Below are 4,463 nucleotides of genomic sequence, written 5' to 3'. Positions count from 1 at the left end.
TAAAAGTGTCTACAGTTGAAATCTATAAAATTACAAAAAAACGAAGAAATGGCAATTTGCAGAGATGGGATGGGGATTTGCTGTTGACTTTTCGCATAAAGCAGAAAAATTAAAATAAAAGTGTCTACAGTTGAAATCTATAAAATTACAAAAAAACGAAGAAATGGCAATTTGCAGAGATGGGATGGGGATTTGCTGTTGACTTTTCGCATAAAGCAGAAAAAGCGGGGATAAAAATATTGTTAGAAGAATAACTAAAAATCTTGCTAATGTATAAGTTAAGTAAAAAATAGAATGAAAAATAATCATATAGCAGAGGAGATTGGGTAATATGAAGGAACAAAAGAAATCTTCTTGGGGAGCGGTTCTGGTGTCATTTTTAAAGGAATTTCTATTAAACTCATTCGAAGCCCCAGGTCATCTTTATTATGATGAAAATTTAACTAATGAAGGAAAAAGAAAGAAAAATTATATTTGGAGGGTGCTTCTACTGGTGACTGCGGTAGGAGTAGCTTTGCTTCCTGTTATAGCTTGGAACATGTTTGTTCCAGATGTGCTATGGGCAAAAATAGTTACCGTTGTAGTGTGTGAAGGCTATGTTGTTTTTATAGTAAGTATGGAGATTATCCAAATAAAGGATGAGCTAAAGGAAGATATGTTAAAAATAGGGGGATATAAAATTACTCCCAAAGGAAGTATTTCCCTATTTAAAGAAATTGATTTTAAGATTGCTCAAACAGAGTATTCTTATACAATATTGATTCTAAGAAACCTTTAAAATGGCTTTATAAGAAGTTTTATGTTACAATCTATGGAAGACATGGAAAAGTAAAAAAGATTGAATTGGTTCGAGCAGACAAAAAGTATTCTACGAAATATGAGACAATGAATGGTACAGTCTTAGAAAAGTTGCAAGAAGAAAATAATAGGTTTTTAAGGAAATGCTTAGGTACTCCCAGTAAAAAGAGTATGACAGGCGTCGAATATTATTATGAGTGGGGACAAATACAATCCTTCTATGATGATCGTTCTTGTCAAACAGGAATTGTAATTATGTTTTAAAATAAGGAATATTGTATCTCTTGCTTCCGTATGCAGAAAGATTACATCGGTACAGAGAAATGTGGTAGTGATACACCAAAGAACACAGGCGAAACCTTATATCTCGGTTCCACAAGTAGCGAATCTTTCAAAAGAGAGAGATGGGTAAAACTTCGCTGTTTATATAATAGTAGGGGACGATGTTTTATCCCCTGCTATTATACGTTTTTTAGCATGTTTTCACCAATATTGCTTGGTACCTAACCGATTTTTCAAATAACATCTGATTCCAAGATATACTCCCTGAGAAAGTACGAAAAGCAATAGAAGATTTACGGAAAGTGCTTTTTTAATTGCTTCTCCAAAATAAATGATGACAGCAGTACTTGTCAGTATCATCAGTAGAGTAATAACATCCCAACAGTTTTTCTTATATAATTCTATAACCTTTATTTCTATCAGTATCGCCAGTATCCCTGTCCCTGCCACACATATTCCGACAACCAATATCAGAAATAACCAATATACCATTCCGGCTATAAAAGGATTTGGAATTTTTGTGCTAATCTGTGCCACAGATTGCCCGGCATCAATTGTCCAACCGATAAAAGTTTGTAGGAATGACGCTGCATCATGGAAGAATGATTTACAATCGGAAAGGAACACATCGGACTGTACTGCCTGAAAAAGAGTGGTTGTCAGCGAATACCATGCAAGAAGGAACAAGGGTGTTTGGAACATTACCGTTTTTGCTTTATACTGTCCGGCAAGTCGCTCTTTTTGTGTTCCGTATTTCGCTTTTTCATTCTGATAGGCTGTCCGGTCACAGGATTCACATTTTTCATAGAGTACCGGCTTTTCTACCGGTATCTCTACGATTTTCTGATGTGTCCGAGCATAATCCCGTTGTTGTGTTAAACAGCGTATTTTATTTTGATATTCCCCGATCATGACGTTTGCGCTTCGCAGCTTCTCTTTCTCGTTCCGCAATGCTCTGTCTGCCAGCTTCAAGTCGTTCTTTAATGCTTGAATATTCCCGGCTCTGTTCTCTTTGTTTAATTTCTCGTTCAAGATCAGAGATTCGTTGAGCTGCGTCTTCAGTTCCACGATAAGCTGGTCTTTCTGTTCCAGTTCTTCTTGTATCTCCTCGGTCAGGAGCAGAAGCTCTTCCAACTGTTCGGCGTTCTTTAATTCTCTGGATTCGTTCATCTATATCACGTCCTTTCTCTATCTGCTGTTCCAGTTCAGCAATTCGGTGTTCTGTTTCAGTAATAAACTGTTTTCGCTGTTCAGCTTCTGTGCCAATTTCTGCCATTGCTGATTTTCGTTTTCCAAAAGTTCTATCTTCGTTTTCTGTTCTTCCATCTTGGAAAGCAGTTCCTCGGTATTTGGCAAAATGTTGAGCAGCCCGGATAACTCGCTGTTTAATTTTTGCAATTTCTGATTCTGTTCCTGCATAAGAGAGAGTTGGGTGTCCCGGTTCTGCATTTCCAGAATCATTTCTGCCATTAAGGTCTGCTGTTCTTCGATTTGCCCAATCATGGATTCCATTAAGGGTATAATTTCCCGGCTTTCTTCTAATGTCATTTAATCGCTCCTTCCATAATGATAATGCACCCGATACTTTCCCAAAGGTGTCCAGTATCTTTTGCAATAACGTGTTTTGTTGTTTTATGATTTGATTTTCCGCTACTTTCCACGAACCTTTTATTTCCTGCCCGGCAAGAAACTTTTGTTCAATCTTTCTTGCGTCAGCGCCTTCATGGATGGTAGGAATCTGGAGTTTTCCCTGTTTTTCATAAGAACGGTGATCGACCTGATTCTGCAAAGGCAGATGTTCATTACATACCTTTGCCCATTCACTCCGCCATAGTTCACAGTTTTTTGGATTGTTCCATCCAGTAGCATCGGTCAGCACCCGTTTCCATTGCAAGCGGTTTCTTGCACCAATCTTCTGGATTCCGTTTTCGTCTAATACAGGGATACGGATTCCATGACGGTCAGGGTTTTTCTTATCCTGCCACCAGTTCGGATGGGATTCATCAATCACGATATTTCCGTTTTTATCTCTGACAAATTCCCAATCCTTGACTTCTTTCTTTCCCCAAGAATGATCCGGGTTAAAAGGGCGCATAGTCAGAAGCAGATGGACATGAGGATTGCCATCCCCTTTGTCGTGGATACTCCAATCAGCGCACATTCCTTTATCCACAAATGTTTTTTGGATATAGTCGGCTGTATATTGAATCTGTTCTTGTCTGCTCCATTCTTTTGGAAGGGCAAATTCAAATGACCTGCCAAGTTGGGCATCCGCACTTTTTTCAATCTTCAATACCTCATTCCATAACCTCTGTTTTTGAAATGTGATTTTAAATTTTTTTATAGCAGCTTCTTTATCTTCTGACCTTTTGTATCGGACAGACTTTTGAAAGCGTTTTATATTTTCCTCTGGTACTATCTGCCATTCAGAAGGTGCGTTTTCGCACATCATCAGACTGGTGTAGACCACTTCTTTTTTAGAAGTGTAATAACTGATACTCCCGGTTTCTTCGTTTTTCATCACATCCCCATTGAGATATGCAGAAGCGGAGATAACAGATTTTCCTTTACTTCGTCCGACTATTTTGATTGTGTAATGAAAAATCGCCATGTCTGGATTCCTCCTTTCTGCACATCCGGCATAGATTTCCGGCAACATTGCTTTCAATTTTAGAAAAAGCAGCATTGCCGGAACGCCCTCTGCGTAAGAGTGCCCTGCGCATAGCAGTCTGCATGGAATGCGCCCCTCTGGCGAAGAGTGCCTCCTGCGGCATGAGCAGGTCTGGCTGAAAGCCCCGCCGACGGAACGAGCCCGCAAGCGTGAGCGCAGACCGGTTGCCACTTGTGGCAAACTTATTGGGACGACCTCTGGTTGTCCATAAGTGCGCCCTTCATGAAAAAGCAATGAAGGGAATGAAAAACTCATCCCCTCCGCCGTTACACTTCCTCCATATCGGTATTGGCTTCTTTCTGCATTGCCTTTGAGAAAAACTTCCCATTGGCTTCCTGCCTTTTCAGAAAACCAATCAGCTTTGGGATGTCTTCCTCCTCAATAGGTGCACCAAGAACGGATTCCACTGCACCGCCAATCTGACAGAGCCTATGGGTTCGTTTTTTACTTTCTTCGGCTTTCTTTCGTTTCAGAAGTTCTTTCTTCTGTGTTGCATATCTTTTCGCCTTTTCAAGGCTTTCCTGTTCCTTCTTTTCCATTTCAAGCATTCGTTCTTCATAACTTTTTGTTGATTTTGCCATGATTACATTCCCCTTTCTTTTGCAAACATAAGTTCTCGGTTGCGTATCAGAAGAAGCACATGGTATAATCTTCTTGCGTGTAGGTATATCATGGCTTCGGTCTGATAGAACCTTTGGCGGTTTCTTTGGAA

At 39.7% G+C, this 4,463-nt stretch carries 4 protein-coding genes; 1 reads left to right on the top strand and 3 read right to left on the bottom strand.

Going from position 1 to position 4,463, the window contains the following annotated elements:
* The first annotated feature begins 331 nt into the window (after window positions 1-331).
* Window positions 332-778: a hypothetical protein gene (locus DXB52_RS17565; protein WP_472520453.1), complete on the top strand. Its 447-nt coding sequence runs from the start codon at window positions 332-334 to the stop codon at window positions 776-778.
* 503 nt (window positions 779-1,281) lie between these two features.
* On the opposite strand, the gene DXB52_RS14865 is transcribed toward DXB52_RS17565, so the two are convergent.
* From DXB52_RS14865 to DXB52_RS14850, 3 genes are all read right to left on the bottom strand, one after another.
* Window positions 1,282-1,992, bottom strand: coding sequence for a DUF6040 family protein (locus DXB52_RS14865; RefSeq protein WP_117964047.1), 711 nt, complete (start codon window positions 1,990-1,992; stop codon window positions 1,282-1,284).
* Window positions 1,970-3,691 (bottom strand): MobA/MobL family protein, encoded by a 1,722-nt coding sequence (locus DXB52_RS14860; RefSeq protein ID WP_026076987.1) that lies wholly within the window; start codon window positions 3,689-3,691, stop codon window positions 1,970-1,972. Before DXB52_RS14860 ends, DXB52_RS14865 begins: the two co-directional genes overlap by 23 nt.
* Window positions 3,692-4,017: 326 nt before the next feature.
* Window positions 4,018-4,463 (bottom strand): hypothetical protein (locus tag DXB52_RS14850; protein ID WP_472520449.1); only part of this gene is annotated, 446 nt, incomplete at its 5' end.

The sequence above is a fragment of the Ruminococcus sp. OM04-4AA genome, from assembly GCF_003462585.1.
Taxonomy (GTDB): Bacteria; Bacillota; Clostridia; order Lachnospirales; family Lachnospiraceae; genus Mediterraneibacter; species Mediterraneibacter faecis.
The sequence above is the reverse complement of the archived record's forward strand: the minus strand, read 5'-3'. Positions and strand labels throughout refer to the sequence as shown.

Coding starts and splice junctions, on each gene's coding strand:
- DXB52_RS17565 (WP_472520453.1), top strand. CDS start 332: ATGAAGGAACAAAAGAAATCTTCTTGGGGAGCGGTTCTGGTGTCATTT.
- DXB52_RS14865 (WP_117964047.1), bottom strand. CDS start 1,992: ATGATCGGGGAATATCAAAATAAAATACGCTGTTTAACACAACAACGG.
- DXB52_RS14860 (WP_026076987.1), bottom strand. CDS start 3,691: ATGGCGATTTTTCATTACACAATCAAAATAGTCGGACGAAGTAAAGGA.